The organism is Novipirellula artificiosorum, from assembly GCF_007860135.1.
Classification (GTDB): Bacteria; Planctomycetota; Planctomycetia; order Pirellulales; family Pirellulaceae; genus Novipirellula_A; species Novipirellula_A artificiosorum.
Genome location: NZ_SJPV01000001.1, coordinates 1,022,867 through 1,047,577, shown reverse-complemented (window position 1 = coordinate 1,047,577; position 24,711 = coordinate 1,022,867). Strand labels below are relative to the sequence as shown.

Below are 24,711 nucleotides of genomic sequence, written 5' to 3'. Positions count from 1 at the left end.
CCGAAGAACGCAACCCCGGAACATGTCTTACGCGGTATCTTACACGATTGAGATTGCGCGCCCAACTTGCCTCGCAATCAAGCCCTACAATGACCAATCCCGGTTGTCCCCCAACCCAACTTCCTCAATCCGAGCTGCGACGATGACTCAGACTACGAATTCATTTGAGCCCCCGAAAGACCAAGTTGTTCACAACGAGAAAGTCGGCAAGACGATTCCCGGATGGGGCCCGTTGTTTGGAGCCCTGGCAAGCATCCCCCTCGCCATCCTGATGATCATTCTCGGAGGTGCAGCCGGAGGTGCTTTCGGTGCATTGACGATCCTGCTTGGAATCCTGATGATTCCGAGCGCACTCGTTTGTCTGTTTGGCCTGATGGCGATTGCGCCAAATGACTCGCGCGTGCTGCTGCTGTTTGGCGAGTACCGCGGAACCGTCAAAGAATCGGGCTTCTTTTGGGTCAACCCGTTCTATTGGAAACGCAAGGTGAGTTTGCGGGTGCGTAACTTTGAAACCGGATCGTCATCGACCCCCGAAGAAAAGGATGGCACGGGGAAGGTACTCAAAGCGAAATCTCGCACCGCCAGCCGACCCTCGAAAGTGAACGATAGTGATGGGAATCCTATTGAAATATCGGCCGTGGTGGTTTGGAAGGTGACCGACACCGCCGAAGCACTGTTTGAAGTCGATGATTACGAACATTTTGTGGAAGTACAAAGCGAGGCCGCATTGCGTAGTTTGGCAACACGCTATCCCTATGACAGCGAAGATCATGAGGTATCGTTGCGCGGCAGCACCGAGGAAATATGCAATCGACTGCGAGAAGATATCCAGGAACGACTCATGAAGGCAGGCGTCACCGTGCTGGAAGCTCGCATCAGCCATCTGGCTTACGCTCCTGAAATCGCAGCGGCGATGTTGCAGCGTCAACAAGCCGGAGCCGTCGTCGCTGCGAGAACCAAGATCGTGGACGGTGCCGTTGGAATGGTTGAAATGGCACTGGAACACTTGAATCGTGACAACATTGTCGAACTGGATGCGACCCAACGAGCCAAACTGGTTTCAAACTTGCTCGTTGTCCTCTGCAGCGATCGGCACACGCAACCCGTGGTCCAAGCGGGATCCTAACACCCTTTTTGGGAGGTCACGTTCGGTCGAGTGGACCGTCAAGGTTAAAACTGCGAGTTGGGACGTAGTGGACTTCGCCAGAAGTCCCGAAGAACATTTGAGTTACGGATTTCTGGCGAAATCCACTACCCTAAAACTTAATGCTGACGGTCCACCAGTATTCCGACTCAGCTTGAATTGCGAGTCGGCGTTCGAAGTAGGGCCGGTTCCCACCGGCCAAATCACCTGGGAGTGTGGCCGCTAGGAAACGGCCCTTCCCGAAAATTGAGCTGCGGCGGAAGACGAGCTCGCTACTGCACGTCGGTTGAAGGCTGCGTTTCCGTTTGCAAACTCGACAGATAGGCCACCAGATCACGCAATTCACGGCCCGAAAGATGTTGGACCAAATCAGCTGGCATCGCCGACTTTCCCGATCGTAAGGCGACGATCTCCTCTTGGGCCACTTGAACCAGTGACCCATCGACTTGAGTCAGCTCGATCGCTTCCTCTGTTTCTGATTTTACGATCCCCGTGAACACCTGGCCGCTGTCGGTTGCAATCACCATCGAACCAAACTTCTCAGCGATGGTTGTATTGGGCAAGCAAATACTCTCCAGCAGATAGCGAGCATCTTTCTGCTTGCCGATCGTTGTTAATTCGGGGCCCACCTCGCCTCCCAAGGATTCGATCCGATGGCATCGAACGCACGACAACTCGGTCTTTTCAAAAAAGAGTTTCTTGCCTGCCATCGCATCACCACCATGGAGCGATGTCAACCAAGGCGCCAAAGGGTCCGATTCACGCAGCGACAACTGGTGCTCTTTCAGATCTTCCATCGTAGGGACGTCGAGCCGGTCCCTGGCAGCTTCCAGCACATTCAATGCCACTTCACTCGCCAAGGTCCCCTCGAGATATTGCCGAACCGCATTCGAAATCGCTTCGTTTGCGCGTTCGTCTTCGATTGTTGCCAAAATATCCCACGCCAATTGCCGTACCTTTGTTCCACGACTTTCGGTCGCTGCAATGAACGTGTCGATCGAGGCCGCAGCGTCATGATCGGCCAGCACGCGGAGGGCAGCTTCGAGTAACTCGTTCGCCGGCGCTAGCTTGACCTCTTTTGCCAACTCCGTCGCCTTCGACGAATCCAGCTTCGCTAATCCTGTCAGCGCCGATGCACGCGTCTGCCAATTGTGGTTGGAATCAATCACTCGCATCGCTAACCACGGGGCGACCTTCTTGATGCCGCGTTTGGCTGCCACTTCAATGGCCTTCTCACGAATGGTCTCGCTTCCCGCCAGAATCGCCTCCATTTCACTCGATAGCGCATCGAAGGCATCGGCGCGGGATCGCGGGGTCACTTGGCGTACGTCACCCAAAACGCGATCTCGCGGATCGACGTTATCCCATTCAGCGAGGCAATCGAGTGCTTCGATCCGCATCAACTCGGGGTTGGAGCCACGGGCCGCGAACTTGGCAAGTGCTTTTGCCGCTTCCGGCGAACCAATGCGATAATTTGCGTTGATCACACGCCGAAGCAAGGGAACATTCGCAAGCGGGGTTTCGATCATGGAAGCCAAGGCTTGAAGTGCCAAAGGGATAGGCGCATCATGAATCGCTCTGGCGGCTTCTGCCGACACCAAGGGGCTCTCGCTGGTTAAAAACCGCACGACCTCACCACTGGTGGTTCGTCGCAATGCTACGACAGCACTGCGCCGGACCGCTTCACTCTTGTGCTCGCTCAAAGTCGCAACCTGCGCGGCAGGAACGGCAAGCGACAAAAAGACTTGTCCGGCATGTCGGAGGGCAGGGTCCGAATCGTTGTTCGTTTCCAGCAATTGCACAACGGCGGGCATCGCGGAAGCAGCTTTCAAGTGGGCCAAGGACAGGGTCGCATAGTAGCGTACGCGACTCGATTCGTCGGTCAGCAGGTTTGTCAAACGAGCCACCGAATCTTGATCGCCACGCTCGCCCACCACTTTGGCTGCGGCTGCCCGAATGACGGGATCTGCATCCTCCATCAGCGGACGAATGGCGTCGATCACCGCCGGCCGTTTGCGTAGATCAACCCGAGCCACCATGTCGGCTCCCCAAAGGGCATGCAATCGACCGAGCGTCGGGGTATCGGTGCTGATTGCGATGGGTAGTAGGACAGCGGTGTCCCGACGATGGGCCAATTCCCATTGGGATTCCAATCGAATGCGACGATCCGAATGTGCGAGCCCCGCGACCAAGTCCTCCGTCGGCAACGAACGCCAATCACCACCAAGAAGCTTGGCGACTTCCTTGACATCCGGCGAATCATGAAACCGGTTGTCCGTCAGCCGGTAAATGCGACCTTTGCCAACGCCATCCCAGCCATCGACCCAATCGCTAACGTAGAGCGCACCATCCGGCCCGAACGCAACGTCCGTAGCGAGAACGGACCAAATCGGTTGGTCGTCACTTTCAAGTTTGTAGAAAGCGCCCGCGGGGCTAAGCTTGAAGCTGCGCACGCCGCTCTGACTTGCCGCACCACGAAAATCACAAATCAAAAACCGATCCTTCCACTCGTCGGAGAAACCGGTTCCCGGGTAATAGGCAAGCCCCGATGGGCCGTCTGTGAAGTTTGCAATGGGCGGAACGATGTAGGCAGGTTGCGCCGGGTGCCACGGTTCCCACAACCGATCCTCGTTGAACGGTCCGCGCGTTGGCAAGTACTGATAGTACATTCGCCATCCCGAATCACCGTATTGCAACAATTGGACAATCCGCGCCTTGTCGCCACTGTCGCTGTTGTTGTCGACGGTGAACCAATCTCCGAGATCGTTGAAAGCCAACTCCTGAGGATTCCGCAGCCCATTGCAGAAGACCTCCAAGCTGCTGCCATCCATCTCACAACGAAAGACAGCTCCGGTCGCGGGGTCTGCAATCACCTTGCCATCACTCGTGGTGACATGGTAGCCGCGGTCGCCCACCGAAAAATAAAGCCGACCATCAGGCCCCATCGTCAACCCATGGAGATCATGTCCACGAAAGGCCACTCGTACCCCATATCCATCCGAGATCACGTTTCGGTCATCGGCTTCGCCATCACCGTTTCGATCCGACAGTTTCCAGAGCCGAGGAATGCAGGTGTAGTAAACGTCATTGCCGCGAGCCAAGACGCCGGCCCCCGTCCCTTCTTCCAAACGATGAAATCCGTTGGCGAAGACCACGCTGTCGTCGGCTTTCCCATCCGAATCGGCATCGATCAAACGGCGAATGCGATCATCATGCTGCGTGTAAGTGACCGCCGAGTCGCCGAGCAGTCTGCGATGATAATCGATGCGATCTTGGACCGTTTGGGCCGACAAATCAGCCAACAACCAAGTGTCATCGTGACCTCGGTTGTCGGTCACACCGCGATTTTGACGATACGATTCCGCGACAAACAGCCGACCTTCCAAGTCGATATCAAAGGCCACAATGTTGGCAACCATTGGCTCGGATGCAAACAAATTAATCGTCCAATTCTCAGGAATCGTGACCGCCGACATCGCCACTTGGGCTTCGCCCGAAGCCGCCGCGACATCAGGCTGCAGGGGTTCGTTGCTTGCCAACGGTCCAGCTGCTCGCGTGACGGCGTGAACGAACAGGATCGACAAGAAAAACCATCGGAACGACGCCGGGATGCAAGTTACAAAAGGAGTCAAGACGTTCAAGGGTCCAAAGAGGGTTGGGCGGAGAAAACCGATCTGGCACGGATCGGAAGGAAAGAATTCACGCTTCGGTTGCCGATCTTAAAAGTGGTTTCCCCTAACATAGCCAGGGACGCCAAAAGATGGCAAGATTTAGACGTGGATTGTAACCAGATTGTCACGAGTTTACGCGAATGAAGCCCAAATGACGAACGACACTGCCGAAACCAGCGAACCGATTCGCCGAGGATCTCCCTTCGCCACCGACCCACCAATGATGGCGTCGGCCGCAGTGATCAATCCCGAAGACGTCTACTTTCAGGCAACGCCACTGCGATACACCGCCATGGGTGCGGTCGCGGCGTCTGCGATGGTCCTCTTTTTCGCTGCTGCTGCAGCATGGTGGTTCCCAACCGGCGGTGCGATGATCGCAGGATTGGGATGCATGTTGTCGATTGCCGGCCTCTACTCTCATCGCCGCAAAACCGCAGCGGCGCTACTTGCCATTCACTTGATGCTGTTCATGCTTTGCTTTAGCCAAACCATGTGAGAACGAACAATAGAGAATCGGTAACACCAGTAAGGTCAGAACACCGGAGACCAGAATCCCTCCAGCGGATGCGATGCCCACTCCATTTCGCATTTCCGCACCAATCCCTTGGCCGAGCGCCAGCGGCAGCATCCCCAACACGGCGGCCAACGTAATCATCACAATTGGGCGAAACCGTTCGCATGCCGCTTCAATCATCGCTTCGTGACGGGGAAAGCCTTCTGCAACATGCACGTTGAATTGGTCCATGATCAAGATGGCGTTGTTGACGACGATGCCAATCATCATCACGATCCCCATAATGACAAAGATGCTGATGCTCTCGCCGGCGATCGCGAGCGCCCAAAAAACTCCGATCAATGCCAACGGGACGGTGATCAGAATCAAGGTGGGTTGACGAAACGACTCCATGATCGCGGCCAAGGTCAACACCACCAAAATCATCGCCGTGATTCCGGCTTCGGCCAAGCCACCTTGAGCCTCGTTCATCATTTCATACTCGCCCGCAAAGCGGTAGTCGTATCCCGGCGGCAGCACCTTGCTCTGATCGATCGCCTGGCTCAACTGAGAAACCGCAGTCCCCAGCGGTAAAGACGAAGCCAATTGGGAGGTCAGTTTGGTAATTCGTCGTTTGTTCTTACGCGTGATTTGAATCGGGATTTCGGTTTCACGGATGTGACTGAAGCTGGTCAACAAGACGGGATGGCGGTCCGTTCCCGGAAACTGAAACTCCTCAATCTGGCGTTTCCCTTGCACTTCATCCAATTTGACAACGATGTCATAGTTGCGCGCATCCTGCTTGTAGGTGCCCGCTTCGATCCCTTCCAAATTTGCCCGCAGCGTTAAACCAAGTCCAACCGCTGGTGCACCGACGTCGCTCAACACAGCGCGGCGTGGCTCAATGCGGATCTCTGGCTTGCCCTGCCGAACCGTTGTGTCGGATTCGACAAAACCGTCAAGTTGCCGTGCAAGGTCGAGGCTCTTGGTCGCCAACTTGTCAAGCATCGCCAGCTCGCTGCCGGCAATCTCTAACTCCACGGGGTTCGATTGTCCGCCGATAATCGAAGGCTGACTGACCGCGACGATCGCATCGGGAAAACCTGTGATTCTGGATCGTACGCTATCCATCAAGTCCGCGATTGTCATGGATCGCTCGTCACGCTCACTGAACTTGAGCAACAATTGGGCGAGGTACACTCCTTCACTCGATTGCCCCAACATCGCTTCCACCTTTCCCACGGTCGTTAGCACGTGCTTCAACTCGGGAAGGTCCTGGACTCTTGCCTCCGCCTGTTTCACTCGACGGACGGTTTCCTCCAAGCTGTAACGCGTCGGAAATTCCAAACGTAAGTACAAACGCCCCATGTCCGACTGTGAAAATGCACTGCTTCCCAGTGTCCCCGCTGTCTTGATCGAGTGTACGAACATGCCCGCGACCGCCAGTAGCAGCAATGCCGCAGCCCAACGGTGTTGTTCGGCAAACGTCAACGACCAACGATATGCGGAAACGATTCGGTCGAACATCCAGTTCCAGACACGCTCGATACGCCGCAGCAATGAACGTGATTCCTGTTCACGCGGCTTCAAAACCAACGAGCAGAGCATCGGCGTCAGCGTAAACGAGATGAACAACGAAACGACCGTCATGATGAACATGGTCATCGCCAAGGGCCCGATGAACATGCCGATCTTGCTTTTCATCACAGCTAAGGGAAACAAAACCACGACATTGGTCCCGGCACTGGCCAACACCGCGATGAACGCCTCACTCGAACCCAACCGCGATGCTTCCTTTGGATCGCCGGTCGTTCCCAGGCGTTTGTCAATCGCTTCGAGTACGACGATCGAGTTGGTCACCAAAATACCAACCGACATTCCGATGGCAATCAGCGTCGATGTATTCAGCGTGTAACTCACCACGCTCATGAAGAACAAACCAATCACAATCGTCAGCGGCATCGTGATCGCCACCACGAACAAAGTTCGTACATTGTAGAGGAACAAAAACAGGATCGCGGCAGTCAGCAAAATACCCTGCACCACATTGACCCAGGCACTCGCGTTATTCGCCTCGATGAAACGGCCGTCATCATCCACCCAAACCAAATCCATGCCACCAGGGAGCTGCGCATTCAATTCCTGCATTGCGTCTCGGACCGCGTTGGCAACCCTCACCGCGTTGGCGTCGGCCTTCTTGACGACCTTAATCGCGATACAGTCGCGACCGTCGATCGTTGCGGTTTGGCGAAGCTCTTCGGTCGCCATCTTGACTCCGCCAACGTCTCGAAGGTAGCAGCGACGACCGTTGTCGTTCGCGACCTCGAGATCCTCCAAATCGACCACTCGGTGATAGTCTGCGTCAAACTTGACCGCATACTCGGTTCCCCCATCTCGTACGCGTCCAGAGGGGATCGTGCGAACGGCGTTTTGAATCGCCTGAACCACATCCATGCTGGATAATCCACGAGCAGCCAATTTGCTGCGATCTAATTCAACGTGAACCTCTCGCTCTGCGCCGCCAATCAATTGAACTTCGGCGACACCCGGAATGACCGTCAATTTATCGCTCAACGTGTTGTCGGCAAAATCGTACAAGTCCGTCAGCGGGACGTCACCAGCCAACGCCAAGTTGACGATTGGCTTTGCATTGATATCGAACTTCTGGATTTTCGGATCTTCCACATCGGCAGGCAGTTCCGCGCGAATCCCATCCAGTTTCTCGCGTACGTCGGTCGCGGCAACGTCGACGTCCACGTCCATTTGGAATTCCAACAGCGTCTGACAAACGTTTTCCATGCAGGTCGAACTGACGTGTTTTAAACCGTCAAGCGACACGACGGCATCCTCGATTCGCTTCGCCACGTCGGTCTCGAGCTCTCCCGGTGCAGCGCCTGGATAAACGGTGACAATCGTGACGAAAGGCGCGTCCATCTTGGGCATCAATTCGAGGCCCATCTTGCGGTAGGCGTTCAACCCGAGTAGCGTCAGCCCAATGATCAGACAGCCCATTGCGATGGGGCGGCGGACCGAGAAGTCAGATAGGTTCACAGCGACTGCTCCTGGACGATCGAAACGGGCGAACCGTTTTCGATGAGTGTTTGTCCCATGGCCACGACAGCCGTTCCGACGTCAAGACCTCGGACGATTTCCAGCTGTCCCTCGGCATGACGCCCCGTCTCGACTTCGATCTCTACCGCGCGTTCGCCTTGAACCGCAAAGACAACCGAGTGTCCAGCTCGGTTTTGAACCGCTTCGGCAGGCACCCCGATACCCTCTCGACGGTCGGTCACGATCGTTACTTCGGCCAAACAGCCAGGCACCACACAAGGGGGCGGCGATTCAATCAGCCCCTCGACCTTGAAGGTGCGCAGTTGATGGGTGACCGTCGGGCTCTTGTAGCTGACCATCCGAGTCTCCAGGTCGGTGTCGCCCACGCGGACCCGCATTGCGGTTTGATTGGGAATCACTTCGGCGTAATACTCGGCCGGCAAGTAGACGGAAACTTCCAGCAGCGACAGGTCCTCAATCCTGAGCACGGCTGTCCCTGCACCCGCCATCTCGCCCGGTTCACACAGCCGCTCCGAAACACGCCCGCAAATGGGGCTAACCACCAACGAATCCGCCATATCCTTCTCGGCGATCGTGACGTTCAACTTTGCTTGTTCCCACTGTGCCGTCGCCAAGTCAATTAGCGCACGCACATGCTTCACGTCCGCTTCGCATTGCTTGTATTGCGATTCGACTTTCTCAACTTCTTGGATCGCCATCGCGTTCTTGCCTAATAATTCTTGTGATCGGCGCAAGTCGTTTTCAGCTTGTTGCTTCACCGCGGCACTCTTCTCGAACATTGCCTGTTTCTCTTGAACCGCACACTGGGAAACCGTCAACTCTTGCCGAGCGATCGCGACCGCCTTACTCAGCTTGACCGAATCGGTTTGAAACAGCTCGGTTTTGTTCGCTTCGATCACGTCGCCTTCGTCGACAAAGACAGCGTCAAGCGTCCCAGGAACCCTGGCTGAAACCAATGCAAAGCGTTTCGCCTGAATGCTGCCCGAGACCGTAATGCTCCGCTCAAACGACATCGCCCTTGCTTCCGCTAAAACAACCGGGGTGCTGCGCTGCATTGCCTTGGGCGTTGAATCCGCACTGCCGGCACGGTCCAGAAGCAACTCGATGTCGTCGGAGGAATCGTCGGACGGTGGCATCGATGCAAAACTGTAGGCCAATCCACCAACGACCAACACGATGACAATTGCCGCCGTAAAAAACTCGATCTGATACGTTTTCATTTTTCGAATCTTCATGCAATCAAACCTGTTCCTGTTCTTGACCTTGCGTCTCGCGATCTGCTTGCAAACCACGTAGAAAGAAATCCATCACCTCACGAGTCAGCGCCCTGGCGGGCCACGTCTGCTCCGTCGCTAATTGTTGTTCCACCAGTTGCCTTACCGCACCGAGAATCAATTGACCGGTGCGATGTGCATCGACCTGACGAAAAATCTTCAAGCGGATCCCTTCCTGCAAGACCTTGACGATATCTTGCAACGCCGTGTCTCTTGCCGAGACCTCTTCGGACTTCAACATGCCTTCAACAGCGAAATCATTGGAGAACAAGTTGAACAGCACCTGATGCTCGCCAAGGTATTCAAACCACGTCCGTAACATGGCCTCGAGCTTCTGGTCAGCCGGTAAAGCACTGTCACGGTGTGCTTGAACGGCCGTCATGACAGGCTCGATGGCCTTAGCATGAACGAACTGCAACATGCCCTGCTTGTTGGCAAAGTACTTGTACAAACTGGCTTTGCCGACGCCGGCCGTGGCGGCAACCCGTTCCATCGTCAAGCCGTCAAAGCCATGCTCCGTCAGCACGTCAACGGCGGCTTCGTAGATCCCCTCACGCATCACCGAACTGACCATCGCTTTGCGGCGGTCTTCGAGTCGAGTCATTGAATGCCTTTCACGGAAAAATGGAGGTGCTTGTCGGGGCAACGGCAGGGCAGATTTGGCTGACACCGTCGCCGGCGGATCGAGTGGTTGACGCATCGGGTCGGGCGCAACCGCTCGCGGCAAATTCACCTGGGGGCGAACCGATAAAACCGATGCGTAGAAAACCGATGCGCATCAGAAGAGAACTGTATGGTTCTATATGGAGAATTATTGGTCTTTTGTCAACAGGAAAGCTACGTTTTGGACTGCATTTCCAAGAATTGAACGGAAACCGCCATCGTTGGATCCACGCAGAATCACGGCGCCATTGATTCACAAATTGGCCCTGCTACAGTAGCCAGAATAGAAATTTTCCTCGTTCCAACTTTGTTCGTCTGGAGCCATGACGATGCGTTTCTTCAAGCCAAGCTGTTGCATTGCCCTGTTGCTGTTGGTCGGCACAGCGGAGGCCCGTGAGTGGTCCAGCCTCGATGGGAATTACAAATTGGAAGGTGACGTCATCTCTTTCAATGACAAGACGGTCGTGCTGAAACGAACCAGTGGCAAGCTGGTGGCGGTTCAGTTAGCGGAATTGTCCGATGCGGATCGGAAGTTTGTTCAATCCGAAGAAGCTCAGCAAGCGACGGCCAAGTCGGCCGAAGAGATGCAAACGTGGACTTCCAAAGACGGCATGAAGGTTCGCGGACGCGTTTTGGCCTATGGCCATAAAGAAATGACGGTGCAGCGGAAATTGGGAAAAGTACTCATCAATGACGTCGCATTCACGGAGTTGGATGAACTCCATCAAAGGCTGATTCTGAAAATTGTGGGTCATCTCGAGAACCAAGAGATCAAAGATCAACGTCAACTCGAAGCGTGGGCGAGAGGGCTCGGCGCGAATGTGAAAACCTATCCACTTGATGGCGTGTTGATGGAACTGGAAAGTGGCGACCAGATCGCGGTGCCCTTCTTCTTGTTCGCTAGCGAAGAACTTGCGATCTTGGAACCCGGTTGGAACGCATGGAAAAACAGCGAAAACGACGCCGAGGCTGCCGATCGAGAAAGCCTGCTGGTTCAATCGCAGGCGATGCATTACCAGCAAGATCGCCAACAAAGGCAACAGGTCGAACTGCTGAAGCTGACCATGATGGCGAATGCCACCGGACTGATTTCGATCTGGGAAGTGGGGTTGCAACCGAACCAAGGTGTTTACGGCCGCATGACCAGTGTCGTCGTTCCGGCCGCCAACAGCGACATCGCGGCGCAAATGGCGATGCAGCAGCACCCCGGTTTCAGCGTCTACGGAATCCGCAAGGTACGATAGCGACAAGCCGGTGCGATCGCGACAAGCTGCGGGCATGCGATGGTGTGTCCGTATCCCCGGCTCGACTGGACGTCACGGGCGAATATACTCAAGGCGCACGAAAATCCTGCTTTTCGGTTTGGTGATTCGTGTTCTGCCCACCCCTTTTTCTTTGGATTTTCGCCATGATTCGTTTCGTCGCCTGTCGGTCGCGCACCTCGGTGCTTTGGATAGGGCTTGCTTGGATCACGTTTTTGCCAAACGCTCTGCAAGCCCAATCGTTTCCGTTTGTGATTGCGGGGGATGATGCTGCGGAGACGGTGACCGACCGCAGCGGATTGCTTGATCGACCAGCAGGTGGGAACGGGTTTGTCCAGCAACGGAAAAATCAGTTCGTGGTTGCGGGCAAGCGGATTCGTTTCTGGGGCGTCAACATGTGCTTTCCAGCGAACTTTCCCACACACGACGAAGCCGACCGAGTCGCCCCACATTTGGCGAAGCTCGGTATCAACGCCGTTCGTTTTCACCACATGGACATGCAGGCGGCCCCCAGCGGAATCTGGAGTCCCAAAATCGAGAACGGCGAACGAACGTTCGATACCGAAATGGTCGACCGACTCGATTACTTCCTTGCAAAGCTACACGAATGCGGGATCTACGCGGACTTGAATTTGCACGTCTCGCGAACCTTGACGGAACAAGAAGGTTATCCACAAATCCAAGACCCACCTTGGTGGGCGGGTGCAAACAAGTGGGTCATGTATTACGACGAGGATGTGCAGCGAGAAGTCAAGCAGTACTGTCACGACTTGCTTACCCATCGCAACCCATACCGCGACGGCTTGGCTCGCGTGGATGATCCCGGCATCGGCCTGGTCGAGATGATGAATGAGAATTACTTTTCGGTGCAAGGTTACGACTTGTACCGAAAGATGCCCGAGCGATTTCAAATCAGCTTCATTGCGGCATGGAACCGCTGGCTGACCGATCGCTACAAGACCCAAGCGGCCATGGTGGCGGCTTGGGAATCGAACCAAGTCAAGCTTGGCGAACCGATCTTTCCGGTGTCGTCCTTTGCAAGCTCTGGCGATCATTGGACGATCAGTTTGTCGGATGCTGAGCTGAAACGAACCTTCGGCGTTGATGGCCCCCCCGCGACGCGACGGGCGGCGGTTCGATTGGCACCCAAGAAGGTGCTCGAACAGACTCACTTCCAACAACTGCAGTACCGCGAGTTGTCGGTGTCGTCGGAAATACCGATGACCTTGTCGTTCTGGGTTCGAGCCGACAAGCCGCGAACGTTTCGAGCGGAATTGTCAACAAGCCGCGGCGGCGAATGGCGTGATCTGGGGATCTTTGAGGACATCGAAGCGACCCCCGAATGGACTCGTCACTCGCGCATCATCATGCCCAAGGAAACCATTGAGAACGAAGCAAGCTTGGTCATGACCATTGGGAATGATACGACACCGATCGAGTTTTCAGGGATCGAACTACGACCGGGGATCGCTCCCGTTTCCTTGCCGACCGATCAAGACTTGGCCAAAGGCACCCTCGCCATTCCTGACGCCGGGTCTCCGGTTGCCGCTCACATCGACATGAAACAGTTTATGGTGGACACGGAAAAGGCTTGGGTCGCCGAACTGAAGCGCTACCTCCGAAACGATCTGGGTGTCAAGGTACCGATCACCGCCAGCCAGATCAATTATCATCCGGCGGAGTTAGTCGAAAACCAATTGGACTTTGTGGATCTGCACAATTATTGGCACCACCCGATGTTTCCGAGTGGCCAAGAGTGGAGTCCCGCGAGTTGGACGATTGGGAACGATCCGATGGAAGCCGCACCGACACACTCGGGATGGCCGGCGAATTCGCTCCTAATGCGAACGGGATGGCGATTTGCGGATCTGCCGATGACGATGACGGAATGGAATTATCCGGAACCAAGCGTTTACGCCGGAGGATGCGTGCCAATGGCGGCAGTGATCGCAGGGCTGCAGGATTGGGACGGCGTGTTTTTCTTTGATTATGACGCGGTCGGAAAAAACGAAAGCAATCCCGATCCGTGGTTCCGTGATCAGACGGTCAACTTTTTCTCGTTCAACGGGGCACCCGTCAAGTTAGCACTCCTTTCTCAGATGGCAAACGTCTTCCTCCGCGGTGACTTGAAACCACTGCAAAAGGAAGCGTTCAGCCAGTTGGACCAACCGATCGATGGACGCTACGGATTGGCGACGCGGCTGGGAGTGCGCAGTGGCGGTGGCGTCCCCAACCTTGGCGAGCTTCCGGATGAAACGCATCTTGATAGTGGTGATGGCCAAGTGGTTTGGCAGAGTGACGGAAAGAAACACGGGTATTTGACCCTTAACACACCCGCGACGCGAGGCGTTTGGGGAACGATCGCCGACCAGACGTTTGTCCTGGGTGACATGAAGATCGAAACGGAGCCCAGCGAGCCGAACTATGGTTTTGTGTTCGTTTCTTCTGCCGATGGCCAGCCGATTGAAATCGCAGAACGAAGTGTCTTGACCGTGGTGTCACACGCGGAAAACCAAAACATGGGATGGAACAAGGACAAAACCAGTGTTGGAACCGATTGGGGGCACGGCCCAACGATGGTGACGACCCTTGAAGCGACGGTCGCAATCCCCCATTCCAAAGCGGCTCAGATGCGAGTTTTTGCGTTGGATGCGACGGGAAAACGAATGCAGGAAGTGGCAACCGATCGTTCGGATGACCTTGTCATTGTCCCTGTCACGCCGACCGACAAAACGTTGTGGTACGAATTGGTAGTCAATCGAGGAACGAACAATGAATAGACACGATCGACGTCGTTTTTTTCAGCACGTGATGGCCCTTGGTGGAGTTGCCGCAGCAAGTTCGCAAGCGTTTGCCAAGGATGCCTCAAGCGGGACCCGAAAGTACACGATGGACCTGAATGGTGGCGGCATCGGAGTGAATGTGGGAGTCGAAGAATCGATCGCATTAGCATCGAAATACGGATTTGAGTCAGTCGGTATTTCCTCTGGGACGCTCGCCAAGCTTTCCGAGGACGAAATCGCACAACTGAAGGAAAAACGCCAACAGGCGGGATTGGTTTGGGGAGCGTCCGGGCTGGCAGTGGATTTCCGTCGCAGTCGCGAAAAGTTTGAAGCCGACTTGAAATCGCTTCCCGCCCACGCCAAGGCGCTCCAGTCCGCTGGTGTTACTCGCGTCAGCACCTGGCTAACCCCAAGCAGCGACCAACTGACCTACAACAAAAATTTTGGGCAACACGCCGAGCGACTGCGTCGGGTCGCAACCGTATTACAAGATCATGGCGTTCGATTTGGGCTCGAATACGTTGGTCCACGCACGTCGCGCATGAAGACACGCTATTCGTTCATTCACACTCTCGCCGAGACCCAAGAGTTGATTGCGGCAATCGACGTTCCAAACATGGGCGTGGTGCTTGACAGTTGGCACTGGTACACGGCCGAAGAGACGATCGACGACCTGATGACACTCTCCAACGACGATGTGGTCGCTTGTGATTTGAATGATGCGCCCTCGGGTTTAGGGATTGATGAGCAGCAAGACGCTTCTCGAGAACTACCTGCAGCCACAGGTGTGATCGATATTGCTGCATTCTTGCGAGCGCTCGTCGCAATCGGTTACGACGGCCCGGTTCGCGCCGAACCATTCAACAAGACGCTCAATGCAATGGATAACGACGCGGCGGTCAAGACGACGGCCGCGGCAATGAAGAAGGCCTTTGCAAAAGCTAACGTCGGAAGATCAAGATCATGACCCATTCCTTCTGGACGGGTGGATCGGACGCCTATAAATCGGGTGTTCACGCCCAATATCGTGCATTGCTGCGTGACCTGCGATCAAAGCTGACGGAATGCCCCGATGAATCACAGCGCAGAGAATACGAATTCGAAATCAGCCAGATCGAAGCCGAGTACAAAGCAAAGCTCAAGGAAACCAAGAAACTTCTGTTTTGATCTTCGCGTGCACATCCATTTTTTTCTACCGCCATTTCAGCTATCCCGCGATCCGTGCAGTGGTGCTCGACATTCGATGGCAACCGGTGAATGACGCCAGGGCCTTCTCACATCAAACCGGCGGCTCGTGCGTTGATACATTTCAATAATATGCGCTAGTCCGTATGATTCATGAATTCACAAAAAAAACGCGTCGTAGGCACCTTCCCTTGTTTGGTTTACGGCAATGAGTCGAGAAACAGTCTGCGCGCGTTGATGCACTAGCACTGGAAGGCCTTTCTCAACCGATGCCGCCTCAAAGGAACGGCTCCCTTAGGAAAAGGGTTATACCTAGGATAGCGACCACGGAGTGGTCAAAGATGGTAGCCGGGGGTGAGAGCGAAGCGAACACCCCCGGACCCCTGTTCATCGATCGAACCGTCGACCACGTCGTGGTCGCAGAAACCGGGCACTCCCTATGTTGGGTTTTCTCTAACCGCGGCACACCAACTTGCGCCGCGCATTACCCAGGCTAGCGTCTTGTCGCTCAAAAAGCGGCGATGCGCCGCTAACGACTGCGTCCTCGCCAATTTGTTCGCAATCCCATCCCTGCCATCGCGAAGGCAACCCACTGAAGGACCACGAACAGGAGCGTCGCGATCGAGTGCCCGAGGACCCCGACCAACGGTTGGCGAAACCGCAGCATCGCGAGCGTTCGTGGAATGTGAGCCAAGCCAATCGCGATCAACGCAACCACGGCGCACCAGGTTGCTCCCGCCCAAACCGCGATCACAAGCGAGAGAATGGGGAATACGTTGGCGGCGATCAACACGAAACTGAATGGAGCGATCAAATGCCGATTCGCGATTCCTTCGGTCGCATTCTTCAACAGCCCGAGCATCACCTCTGGTCCGCTGTGATACATCCGGCACTCGGCCAGATTTGTTCCATCGATGACATCCGTCCTCAGCCCTGCTTGACGATAGATCCGAGGCAACTTCAATCCGTCGTGCCTTGATTCCCGAATGGCAGAGTGAGTCCCCGCCGTCGTGTAGTCATCACGAGTCGTCAGGAATAATTGACCACAACCGGCCGCAAACATTGGGTCGGCCTTCGTCCGCATCAACGAAAAGGGTAAAAAGCAAAGTAACATGTAGTGCATCAAGGGGATCAGCAATTTCTCTAAAATCGTGCCCGTTGCTTGATGCGGGAAGGCACTCAACAGCGAGACCCCCGTATGTTCCTGGTAGGTCAGGAGCCGCTCGATCGCATCAGGCGAAAGCCGTACATCCGCATCGAGGAACAGAAGTTGGGTGTAGCTTGCTTCGAGTGCTAACTGCCAACACGCGTATTGTTTTCCGTTCCATCCATCGGGCAAGGCGTTTCCAGCGAGACATCTCACGCTTTGTTCCACTTCGGCAATCCCACGAACGATCTCCGCAGTTGCGTCGCTGCTGTTGTCTTCCAGCACGATCACCTCCACATTCACACCGCGATTCTGAAGTACCGACTCGATGCATCGAGCAATCGAAGCAGCCTCGTTTCGAGCCGGAATCAGCACCGAAACATCTCGATTTTCAACAGACTTTCTAACGCTGGTTTGGTCGATACCCACACAAAAGAGTGGCAAATTGGCGAGGAACATGAGCGTAGGAATCCCTGCGGCGAACACGCCGACCAAGGCTAGCGTCCAAGCGAGAACCATCATTCGAATTTGGTCCCGTGTGAGGGCCTATAGCGTTGTCCCGAGGTAAGGGATCGAACGCGACGGAAGAGGTCGTACATGGCCCCACCTCCTTTTCGCCCTGCCAACAAGCACTCAAACTGCTCGGCCTGACGGGCGATGACCAACGCTGCCAATGCTTGTTGGGTTTCACGGAGACGGCCATGAAGCCGATCGTTCCATTGGTCCTTTGTGAACGGCTCACGAAGGGGAATCCGAAACGGCTCACCCATTTTGCACAAACACTCCGGCAAACGTTCCTCCCAAAAGACATACTCCATGCACATCGGCATGACCCATCCACGGTCAAGCCGGCTGCACAAATGGGCTAAGCCAGGCCGCAACGGTACCTGGGAATCTCGGACATCGACAAAACGCCCTTCCGGTGTCAACCAGAGTGATGAATTCTCGCTCATCACGATCGCACGACTCTGCTTCAAGAACGCACTTGCACCACTGGCTGAATCCAGCGAGACCGCAAAGAATCCGAGTTTTCCAAAGACACGGTATTGGGCGAGAGCCGACGCATCGATGGGCGCATAAAACTGCCGAGCGGGAAACAACTCGTGATTTAGAAAATGTGCTAGCAGCGGGTCCCACCACGAAGGATGATTTCCGTAAACGATCAGCGGCTCGGAGCTGGGGATTTGCTTGTCAAACCGTTCTTCTCGCGCAATCGCGATCGAATGAAATTGGCTTCGCAGCATGCGCCGAACGTGCCGCAAAAAACCTCGCTGAAGCCAAGCGGAAACGTGCGGCGGTTGTGTATGCGGAGGTGGTGTCTGAGACACGGGGTTCCTATCCCTGATGGTTTACCAAAGTAACGATCATCCCCAATGCTGTGCGATCTTGTCCTGCAAAAACGCGACGCTGCGTTGAAGTTGATCCATGCCATCGACCCCGTCTTCGATACTGATCCAGCCATCGAAACCGACGCGAGTGAGTTCCGCGAAAATCGCGTCGTAGTCGTTCAGTCCTTGACCAATTTGACCGTGCTTCAGCCGTTGGGCGTAACCCACACTACCTCCTTCTTCACGTCGCAAATCCTCGATCGTTCCCTCCGCTAAATACCGGTCGCTGGCGTGCATGGTGACAACACGGCGCGAAACGCGTTTGAGGAGTTCCAGTGGATCTTCACCGGCGATGTAAGTGTTGCTGGGGTCATAATTGACGCCGAAATTTGGATGATCCACTGCACCGACCAGCTTGCAAAATACGTCCATCCCTTGAGCGAATTCGGGGTATTCCCAAAAGTCGTCCTTGTAATGGTTTTCGAGGATCAGCGTGATGTCACGCTCCTCGGCGTGGGGCAAACAAGCTTGAATCGAATCTGCGGCGAATTGGACGCCTTGGTCGATCGTTAGCTCCGGTCGCCGCTGACCGCTAAGGACACGGCAATAACGACCTCCGAGTTCGGACGTCATGTCGATCCAGTGCTTCTGCTTCGCGATCTCCTGTTCCCGGAACAGAGCATCGGGATGCGTGAAGTCCGGTGAACAGCACATCATCGGGATGACTTTCCCCGTATCCTCGACCTCTTTTCGAAACCGTGACCAATTGGACCGATCCGCCATCTCGATAAAACCCGCGTACCACTCTAATCCGTCCACTTCAAGGGTTGACGCCAGGGCAATCCACTCGGAAACCGACATCGTGCCGTCTTTGCAAAGGGCGTTCATGTAGGCTTTGGGGAATACAGCAAGTTTCGGCATGAGATGTCTCTTAAAGAGAAGGATCGCTCACTCGGGACGGAGGATGGACTTCACCACCTCGCCCTTGTGCATTTTTTCAAACGCCTCATGCCACTTGGAAAGTGGCCACACGCCACCAACGATCGGACGGACATCCAGTTGCCCGGCACTCATCAGCGCGAGCACTCGTTCCCAAATGGGCCAATTGTGACTGAAGCTGCCTTGCAGTGTAACGTTCTTCTGCACCAATGGGTCGAGGTTGAACCCAAGCGGTTGCGGGCCCCATCCGACTTTGCTGATCCAACCGGCCGGCCGAACCAAATCCAATGCGATCTTGAGCGTGATGCTTGCGCCGGCCGCGTCGATGACGCCGTCGCACCCGAGACCGTCTCGTGCCATTGCCCAGTCCTTGGCGTCGCCGATGATGGTTTCGCATCCGTATTGCTGGGCAATCTTCATCCGAGACGTGTCGTTCGGCAATCCCACCAACGCGACTTGGGCGCCACACAAACGGGCCATCGCGGCGCACAAAATTCCGATCGTTCCTGGTCCCAGCACGACAATGCGATCACCAGGTTCAATCCGTGCATTCTTGACGACAGCGCTGTAGGCAACGCAGCACGGTTCAGTCAAGCAGGCCTGTTCAAAAGCAATCCCATCAGGAACACGGTGTAGAATACGAGCCGGGACGCGAACGAACTTGGTCATCGCTCCATTGACGCCGTAACCGAATCCTTTGCGTGTGGGGTCGAGGTTGTACAAGCCGCGCCGCGACATCGGATTGTTTGCATCAATGATTGCGGCCGTCTCGCTGACCACGCGATCCCCGGTGCTCCAACCGACGACGTTCTCGCCCATCGCGGCAATCGTACCGCCGAATTCATGCCCCAAGACAACGGGATAGTTGACCGGCCAAGAATGATCGGCTGTCCATTGATGCAGATCGCTGCCACAAACCCCAACATTGGCGACTTCCAACAGCACGTCATCGGTGCCGAACTCAGGGCACTCAACGTCTCGGAGTTCCACGCAGTGCTTCTGGGGAGCGAAATTGACGACGGCCGCGGTTTTCATAACGTTTCCTCGTTCCTTTTTCAAAGCTGTTATACGATTTTTGCAAGCCGCCGGAAAGCTCTTGACCCGTCCGATTGCATCCTTGCCGTCGCAACCACAACCCTTTCGCTTGGCGGCGGCGAACCCCACCGACCAAGCTTCCGCAGCGATCCCCTCGCCATCACCACGCCGCCGATCGAGGAGCGACTATCGCTGATGCCTTGCATCTCAGAGAATGTATCAATGCCTGCGAACCTATTCTGAGTATTGAGTGTCGATCGCTTAGGGTAGTAGAAATAGTGAGATAAAGTGAACGATGGATTATCAGCAGCTTGGTAAACTTGGTTGGAAATCCTGTTTTGGGGGACAATTGACTGAGGAAGAAGAGCGTAACTCCTTTCCTGTTCGCGTTGCTGCGCACTTCGGCAGCCGAGTCCTTTGCCTCACCGGTAGCGAGGAGATTGTGCTGCCCATTGAACAACTACATGACTGCGGCGAATTGGCGGTTGGCGATTGGTTGCTTTTGGACAATGAGACGAGGCGTGGGGTGAGCAGACTTCCGCGAGAGTCGCTGATTTCAAGAAAGGCGGCGGGAGTGAAATCGAAGACGCAGTTGATTGCCGCCAACGTCGACACACTGTTCATCGTTTGTTCCTGCAATCACGACTTCAACCTGTCTCGACTGGAACGGTATTTGGCAGTGGCTTCCGAGTCGCGTGTTACTCCCATCGTTGTACTCACCAAAGCCGATCTGTGCGAAGATCGTGATGTGTTTCGTCAGCAAGCGTTACAGTTGCAGAGTGGCTTGATCGTGGAAACCGTTGACGCGAGAGACACGGGTGACATGGAGCCGCTTGCCTATTGGTGTCGCAGCGGCCAAACCGTGGCGTTAGTAGGATCCTCGGGAGCCGGCAAATCAACACTGGCGATGTCGCTGGGGGCGGGGCCGCTTTTAACGCAAGGCATTCGTGAAGACGATTCGAAAGGCCGGCACACAACCACGGTCCGTTCAATTCATTGCCTCAGTGCCGGCGGCGTTTTGATTGACACCCCGGGCATGCGTGAACTTCAGTTGGCTGACTGTGAAGAAGGAGTCGCCAAGGTCTTCGATGAGATCGTTGCTTTGGCCGAAGAATGTCAGTTCCGCGACTGTAGCCATCAAGGCGAACCCGGTTGTGCCATCGCGGCAGCGATCCAGTGTGGCGAACTTGATACGCGACGACTTAAGAACTATCAGAAACTTCAAGCGGAACAGGCTCGAAACGCTCAGTCGCTTCATGAACGTCGAGAGCAAGACAGGAAACTCGGGCATTTCTACAAGGCTACACTTTCGGCCAATCAAAAACGAAAGTATTGAATCGTTTTCTTTCCTGTGAAGGCAAACACCGCTGAGTGCCGCAAATCACAGACCGAGTTTCTGCTTCGCGTAGTCGCTGGTGAGATGTTTGGCGACATCAAACGGATCGCACGATTCACTGTGCGTGATGGGGCCAATCGCTCTGGCGACTTTCAATGCTTCCTTGTTGAGTTTCTTCGTCCGCATTCCAATCCCCATTAGCGAGCCAGCCATCGACATCAAGATCGGAGTCGACGCCTGCTTGCGTTTTTTGTCGATCTCCGCGACATGCGCCAGAAAATAGGCTTCGTCCGGCGCGTTCTTCTTTTTGCTTTTAGAGATTTCGTAGAGTAGTCCGTACCCGCATTGACGGCGAACGGTGTCGTCGCTCTTGATCCATTCGTCGGCGAGTTCGACCACGAAGGGTGTTTTCGCCAAGGGCGCGTTGCAGGAGGAGAATACGTGCACGAGGTATCCACCCTCGAGTTGTTCGACCTGCGTCTCCGCCTGCTCGACGGTCATCGTTTTCGGATCGTCGATAAGGATCGAGATGATTTTCATCTCATAACAATTGGAATTCCACAACGACTTGGCCAGCTTCGCATCGCGGCCGATCGTCTTGGCGTACTTTCGCAGGATGGTCAGGCCGATACCATAGCTCTTGAGCTCGCCTTTGTTGAGTTTCTGCCAGTGCTCGATGCCCCGCGAGTCCTGGTTCTTCTTCAGAAACGCGACGACGGTTGCCTTGTTCATGTGAATCAATCGATCGGTATTGTGAATCATGCCCATCAATGGACTTCTATCGACTATGGAATCCTACAGCAACTTAGCGAGGTGTTCCCAACGCTGTCAATTCTCCCTCGGCAGCAAGAAGTGAGAAGGGTGGCTCGCTAATTGTCTCAAATTCAATAAAAGGGACGGGGGTCGTTTTCGAAATGACCCCCGTCCCCTTTTTTCCCCCGGTAGGCAAGGCATGTGCGGTGGATTGCTCTGTGATCACCAGTTCGGTAAAAAACTCGTTCCTAATGATGATCTCCATGCTCCCGATTGCGTTGGGAATATTCCGAACTCAGAAAAGGGGACGGGGGTCGTTTTCAAAAACGACCCCCGTCCCCTTTTCTGTAGACATCCCCTTTTTTGTAGAAATTTTTCCGGTTTTTTCGCTCTCTTCTATTGCCACACGACTACACGTGTAGTCTATTGCTTACCTGTGTGGGTGGATATTCTTGCGTGTTAGGCGTAGCTGATGAGCAATCTGGAACCTGCAGGTTTGTCGCCTGCTGAGTGGGAAGTCATGAAAGTGCTTTGGGATTCCGGCCCCTTGGCGGCGCGGGATGTGTTTGCATTGCTTCCTAATGAGCGTCAGTGGGCTTATAAGACCGTCAAGACGTTGTTGTCTCGATTGGTCGCGAAGGACGCAGTCCACTACGATCAGGTGGGCAATTCGTACCTCTATCGAGCAGCCATCGCGCGTGATGCGGCGACCCGTCAAGAGGTCCGAGGGGTGATGGATCGGTTGGTGACCGAAGCTTCCTCGCCGTTGATCGCCCATTTCATCGAAGAGGCGGACTTGAGTGACGATGAGATTCGCAAACTCAAACGTCAATTGGATCAAAAACGACGTGACAAACGAGGCCAGTCATGATCGAGCAACTTTCAAACGCATGGCGTGATTGGATTGTTGCAGCAAGTTGGCAACTTGCGTTGTTCATCCTGCTGGTCGCCGGGCTGGTATTTCTGCTAAAGAGAAGCTCTCCCCGGTTACGGCACGGGCTGTGGATTCTCGTTCTCGTCAAAGTCTTCTTGCCGCCGAGCCTTTCTCTGATCACCGGCATCGGCCAATGGGGAATTCCGCGAGTCGCCTCACAAGTCAACTCGACATCCGTCATGACAAACTGGCATGTTCACCACAGGGACGCGATCGAGACTGCGCCACTGACGACTTTTAACGACACGCGATCCGAACCGAAACCGTCGACAAAATGGCTCGCACTTTGGGCCGTGGGCGTTGTCGTTTTTTGGAGTCTGGTGATTGTCCGTTGTCGATTACTCATTCGGCAAGTCCTCAGCAATCCTTGCGTCGATGAAGGCCCGCTGAAAGTCGCTCTGGAAAAAGCGGCAATTCAATTAGGCGTCACACAAACGCCTGACCTCCATCTGACCGATACGATCACCAGCCCACTGGTGTTTGGACTTCTGCGCCCGCGAATGGTGCTACCGGAACCGCTTGTCGCGAATGCAACCGAATCAGAACTCAACGTCACCCTCATTCACGAATTGTCTCATTTGAAACGCCGTGATATCTGGATTGGTTTCTTGCAAGTGATCGCACAAGGATTGTTTTGGTTTCATCCCTTGGTGTGGTGGGCGAACCGTCAGTTGCGAGATACCCGCGAAGAGGCCTGTGATGAAACCGTTTTGCGTGACGGAGGCGTTGCGCCGACGCAATATGGTGAAACCATGCTACGAGTCTTGACATCTGCAAAAGCGAAATCACTGGCCGGTGCCAGTTTTATAGGAGTTTTTGAACGAGGATCGAACCTGCAAAATCGATTGGAGCAAATGATGAATTACGAATTGACGAACCGAAATTTTGGATGGAGATCGAAAGCCATTCTACTGACAGCGGCATTGGTGCTGCTGCCCATGGCACCACGGGTTGCCGACACCGTCCAAGGACAAGAAAGAACGGTCGCGAAAACGCCGCATCAGAACAGCGCACCTCAATGCGTGAAGTCCGAGCCAAAAGTTGGCCAATTGAACGTCAAGGCATCACTCAATCAGATCAGTGTTACTTTCGATCGTGAGATGGGAGCCGGGATGAGTTGGACAGGCGAAGTTCCGCTGGACCGCACGCGCAAGCCGAAATGGGCCAACACGCGCACTTGTGTTTTGCCAGTCAAATTGGAACGGGGTAAGTTCTACCGGATCGGAATCAACTCAACATCGTTTAAGAATTTTCGATCGGTCGATGGCGTGCCTGTCGTACCGACCACTCTCTACTTCGTGACCGAGGGCGCCTCGAAGGAAGTCATTGCCAAAGCACAGAAGCCCGAGATTATCAAACTCGCGCCTGCCAACGGTGCCGACTCCGTCGACCCCGACACTCCGTCGCTGAGCGTAACCTTTAACATGCCCATGTCGGGCGGGATGTCGTGGACAGGTGGCGGAACCGATTTCCCCACCCTGCTCAAAGGGAAATCGGCGACTTGGAGCGAAGACAAACGAACTTGCACCCTTCCGGTCAAACTGATCGCCGGCCACAAGTATCGCCTCGGGCTGAACAGTCCCTCGTTTCACAATTTCCAAAGTGAGTCTGGAATCGCGTTGGAGCCCGTCGTTTACGAATTTCGAACCAAGTAGCAATTGAGAAGCAAGATAACGTTCTCTCAATGTTCGC

The 24,711-nt window shown here is 54.8% G+C and carries 18 protein-coding genes; 9 read left to right on the top strand and 9 right to left on the bottom strand.

Going from position 1 to position 24,711, the window contains the following annotated elements:
• The first annotated feature begins 142 nt into the window (after positions 1–142).
• Positions 143–1,126: an SPFH domain-containing protein gene (locus tag Poly41_RS03695; RefSeq protein WP_146524532.1), complete on the top strand. Its 984-nt coding sequence runs from the start codon at positions 143–145 to the stop codon at positions 1,124–1,126.
• A 290-nt stretch (positions 1,127–1,416) separates the two neighbouring features.
• Here Poly41_RS03695 and Poly41_RS03690 read toward each other — a convergent pair whose 3' ends face one another.
• Complete coding sequence (locus Poly41_RS03690; protein ID WP_231615372.1) at positions 1,417–4,728, bottom strand: PVC-type heme-binding CxxCH protein; 3,312 nt, start codon at positions 4,726–4,728, stop codon at positions 1,417–1,419.
• A gap of 238 nt (positions 4,729–4,966) precedes the next feature.
• Between Poly41_RS03690 and Poly41_RS03685 the strand changes: the two genes are divergently transcribed.
• Positions 4,967–5,311 carry a hypothetical protein gene (locus tag Poly41_RS03685; protein ID WP_146524531.1) on the top strand — a complete coding sequence of 115 codons (345 nt, stop codon included), beginning with the start codon at positions 4,967–4,969 and terminating at the stop codon, positions 5,309–5,311.
• On the opposite strand, the gene Poly41_RS03680 is transcribed toward Poly41_RS03685, so the two are convergent.
• Genes Poly41_RS03680 through Poly41_RS03670 form a run of 3 tightly spaced genes read right to left on the bottom strand, consistent with a single transcriptional unit; the run spans position 5,258 to position 10,258 of the window.
• Positions 5,258–8,359 carry an efflux RND transporter permease subunit gene (locus tag Poly41_RS03680; RefSeq protein WP_146524530.1) on the bottom strand — a complete coding sequence of 1,034 codons (3,102 nt, stop codon included), beginning with the start codon at positions 8,357–8,359 and terminating at the stop codon, positions 5,258–5,260. The two genes, Poly41_RS03685 and Poly41_RS03680, sit on opposite strands and share 54 nt — an antisense overlap.
• Positions 8,356–9,615 (bottom strand): efflux RND transporter periplasmic adaptor subunit, encoded by a 1,260-nt coding sequence (locus tag Poly41_RS03675; RefSeq protein ID WP_146524529.1) that lies wholly within the window; start codon positions 9,613–9,615, stop codon positions 8,356–8,358. The genes Poly41_RS03680 and Poly41_RS03675 overlap by 4 nt, the downstream gene beginning before the upstream one ends.
• 4 nt (positions 9,616–9,619) lie before the next feature.
• Positions 9,620–10,258 (bottom strand): TetR/AcrR family transcriptional regulator, encoded by a 639-nt coding sequence (locus tag Poly41_RS03670; RefSeq protein WP_197231043.1) that lies wholly within the window; start codon positions 10,256–10,258, stop codon positions 9,620–9,622.
• A 388-nt stretch (positions 10,259–10,646) separates the two neighbouring features.
• Here Poly41_RS03670 and Poly41_RS03665 point away from each other — a divergent pair, with 388 nt between their 5' ends.
• The 4 genes from Poly41_RS03665 to Poly41_RS03650 all read left to right on the top strand — a co-directional run bounded on the left by Poly41_RS03665 (position 10,647) and on the right by Poly41_RS03650 (position 15,529).
• Positions 10,647–11,561: an SHD1 domain-containing protein gene (locus tag Poly41_RS03665; protein WP_146524527.1), complete on the top strand. Its 915-nt coding sequence runs from the start codon at positions 10,647–10,649 to the stop codon at positions 11,559–11,561.
• A 164-nt stretch (positions 11,562–11,725) separates the two neighbouring features.
• Positions 11,726–14,359 carry a hypothetical protein gene (locus Poly41_RS03660; RefSeq protein ID WP_146524526.1) on the top strand — a complete coding sequence of 878 codons (2,634 nt, stop codon included), beginning with the start codon at positions 11,726–11,728 and terminating at the stop codon, positions 14,357–14,359.
• Positions 14,352–15,329 carry a sugar phosphate isomerase/epimerase family protein gene (locus Poly41_RS03655; RefSeq protein ID WP_197231042.1) on the top strand — a complete coding sequence of 326 codons (978 nt, stop codon included), beginning with the start codon at positions 14,352–14,354 and terminating at the stop codon, positions 15,327–15,329. Before Poly41_RS03660 ends, Poly41_RS03655 begins: the two co-directional genes overlap by 8 nt.
• Positions 15,326–15,529 carry a hypothetical protein gene (locus tag Poly41_RS03650; RefSeq protein WP_146524525.1) on the top strand — a complete coding sequence of 68 codons (204 nt, stop codon included), beginning with the start codon at positions 15,326–15,328 and terminating at the stop codon, positions 15,527–15,529. Before Poly41_RS03655 ends, Poly41_RS03650 begins: the two co-directional genes overlap by 4 nt.
• Positions 15,530–16,076: 547 nt before the next feature.
• Here Poly41_RS03650 and Poly41_RS03645 read toward each other — a convergent pair.
• From Poly41_RS03645 to Poly41_RS03630, 4 genes are read right to left on the bottom strand one after another with little or no spacing between them, the layout of a single operon-like run.
• Positions 16,077–17,216, bottom strand: a complete 1,140-nt coding sequence (locus Poly41_RS03645) for a glycosyltransferase family 2 protein (protein WP_231615371.1) — start codon at positions 17,214–17,216, stop codon at positions 16,077–16,079.
• Positions 17,213–18,022, bottom strand: coding sequence for a lysophospholipid acyltransferase family protein (locus Poly41_RS03640; RefSeq protein ID WP_231615370.1), 810 nt, complete (start codon positions 18,020–18,022; stop codon positions 17,213–17,215). Before Poly41_RS03640 ends, Poly41_RS03645 begins: the two co-directional genes overlap by 4 nt.
• Positions 18,023–18,058: 36 nt before the next feature.
• Positions 18,059–18,943 carry a sugar phosphate isomerase/epimerase family protein gene (locus Poly41_RS03635; protein ID WP_146524524.1) on the bottom strand — a complete coding sequence of 295 codons (885 nt, stop codon included), beginning with the start codon at positions 18,941–18,943 and terminating at the stop codon, positions 18,059–18,061.
• A gap of 27 nt (positions 18,944–18,970) precedes the next feature.
• Positions 18,971–19,996 carry a zinc-binding dehydrogenase gene (locus tag Poly41_RS03630; protein WP_146524523.1) on the bottom strand — a complete coding sequence of 342 codons (1,026 nt, stop codon included), beginning with the start codon at positions 19,994–19,996 and terminating at the stop codon, positions 18,971–18,973.
• A gap of 295 nt (positions 19,997–20,291) precedes the next feature.
• On the opposite strand from Poly41_RS03630, the gene rsgA reads away from it, so the two are divergent.
• Positions 20,292–21,332, top strand: a complete 1,041-nt coding sequence (gene rsgA, locus Poly41_RS03625) for a ribosome small subunit-dependent GTPase A (protein ID WP_146524522.1) — start codon at positions 20,292–20,294, stop codon at positions 21,330–21,332.
• Positions 21,333–21,377: 45 nt separating this feature from the next.
• Here the strand turns inward: rsgA and Poly41_RS03620 are convergent, their stop codons facing one another.
• Positions 21,378–22,100 carry a DNA alkylation repair protein gene (locus Poly41_RS03620; protein WP_231615369.1) on the bottom strand — a complete coding sequence of 241 codons (723 nt, stop codon included), beginning with the start codon at positions 22,098–22,100 and terminating at the stop codon, positions 21,378–21,380.
• Between the two features lie 457 nt (positions 22,101–22,557).
• Between Poly41_RS03620 and Poly41_RS03615 the strand changes: the two genes are divergently transcribed.
• Positions 22,558–22,956 (top strand): BlaI/MecI/CopY family transcriptional regulator, encoded by a 399-nt coding sequence (locus tag Poly41_RS03615; protein ID WP_146524521.1) that lies wholly within the window; start codon positions 22,558–22,560, stop codon positions 22,954–22,956.
• On the top strand, positions 22,953–24,674 hold the full coding sequence (locus Poly41_RS03610; protein WP_146524520.1) for a M56 family metallopeptidase: 1,722 nt from the start codon (positions 22,953–22,955) through the stop codon (positions 24,672–24,674). Before Poly41_RS03615 ends, Poly41_RS03610 begins: the two co-directional genes overlap by 4 nt.
• The last annotated feature ends 37 nt before the right edge of the window (positions 24,675–24,711 follow it).